1 protein-coding gene is annotated in these 1,830 nt (G+C 69.3%); it reads right to left on the bottom strand.

The features are described 5' to 3' along the window. A partial coding sequence (locus tag V6M42_RS07900) for a prolyl oligopeptidase family serine peptidase (RefSeq protein ID WP_332678101.1) occupies window positions 1-1,790 on the bottom strand: 1,790 nt, incomplete at its 3' end. Window positions 1,791-1,830 lie beyond the last annotated feature (40 nt).

Here is a 1,830-nt window from a genome sequence, read left to right as displayed (position 1 = left end):
CCGTTCGACCGGCCGTAGATCCCCGTGCGCCGCGGCGAGGTGATGCCCCGCGTCTGCAGATCGCGCGCAACGGCCGCATAGTCGTCGAACGCCAGCTGCCGGTTCTCCTTCAGCACGCCCTGGTGCCAGGCCGGTCCGAACTCGCCGCCGCCGCGGATGTTGGCGTTGACGTAGACCCCGCCGTTCTCGAGCCACAGCTTGCCCATTTCGGGGATGTAGATCGGCGGCTTGGACACCTGGAACCCGCCGTAGCCGTAGATGATCGTCGGCGCATGGCCGTCCATGACCAGATCGCGCGGCCGGGTGACGAAATAGGGAATCTTCGTCCCGTCCGACGAGGTCGCCTCGAACTGCTCGACCACATGGGTCGAGGCGTCGAACCGCGCCGGGGCGGCGCGCAGCACCTCGGCGGTCCCTGCCCGCGCATCGGCCAAGGCCAGGGTCGAGGGCGTCAGGAAGCCTTCGTAGGAATAGAAGATGCGCCCCGACTCCCGGCTGGACGAGCCGAGGTGAACCGCGACGTTCTCGGGCGCCGGCAGGGCGGTCTCGGGCCAGCCGAACTCGCCCCGGTTCTGGAACACGGCGGTCCGCCCACGGACGTTGTCATAGATGCTGGCCACGATCCGGTCGTCCATGACCGCCACATCCTCGACCGACTGCCGCGCGGTCGGGGTGAAGACGGTGTCGTCCGCGTTGGAGATGGCCTGACTGCCGGGCCGGATCGTCGCCATGACGACCGCCATCAACGTCCCCGCCGGTATCTCGCGCCCGTGACGACTCCACGCCTCGTCGAGGGTCAGCACCAGCTGTCCGCCCATCATGCCGCGAATGCTGACCCGCTCGGGCAGGTTCAGCTTCACGGGCCGTCCGTCCACCTCCCACGTCTCGCTGCGGAAGGTGTCGAGCGGCCTGTTGATCAGCACGCCCAGCACCTGACCGGCGCCGTTGCGATAGACGCTCGGGCTGACCCCATAGCCTCCGTCGCCGATGTCGCCGCGATAGACCTCGGTCGCCTGCGCCAGCGTCTGCCCGCGCTTCAGCGACTTGACGATGAAGGGATAGCCCGACTCCGTCAGCGTGTTCGGCCCGAAGTCCGTGGCGACCAGAAGCGTGTCGCGGTCCAGCCATTCCAGCCGGTGCTTGCCCTCGGGCAGGATGAAGCCGTCCTCGACCCACAGGCCCGTGGAGGTGTCGAACTCGCGCACTGTGACCGCGTCCTTGCCGCCGTCCGACAGCGAGACGAGGCAGCGCGTCTCGTCCGGCGCCAGGCAATCGGCGCCCTTCCAGACCCAGTCCTTGCCCTCGGCCCGCGACAGGGCGTCGATGTCCAGCATCGTCTCCCACCGCGTATCGGCCGAGCGGTAGCTGTCCAGCGTCGTGCGCCGCCAGATCCCCTTCGGATTGGCCGCGTCCTGCCAGAAATTCCCGATCCCCTCGCCGAGGAAGCTCGGACCCGGAATCCGGTCGGTCGCCGTCAGGATCGCCTCCGCCTGCCGCCGGAACGTCTCATAGCGCCGGTCGCCCTCCAGCGAGGCCAGCGCCCGGCGGTTGGACTCCGCCACGAAGGCCATGGCCTCGGCCCCGTTCACCTCTTCCAGCGCCAGATGATCGTCGGCGGCCCGCACGCCCGCGGGCGTCAGATCGGCCGGCATATGCGGCGGCGGGGTCTGCGCCATGACATGCGGCGGCGCCGGCATGGACGCCATGTCGAGCACCGGCATCGCCTCGCCCCCGGCGCAGGCCGCCAGCATCAGCGCCGGGATCGCGGCGGACAGGATCAGTCGGTTCATCTCAAACTCCGCAATACGGGAAGGTCATGTCCGCCGCAGG

It is taken from the genome of Brevundimonas sp. (assembly GCF_036677305.1).
GTDB lineage: Bacteria > Pseudomonadota > Alphaproteobacteria > Caulobacterales > Caulobacteraceae > Brevundimonas.
The sequence above is the reverse complement of the archived record's forward strand: the minus strand, read 5'-3'. Positions and strand labels throughout refer to the sequence as shown.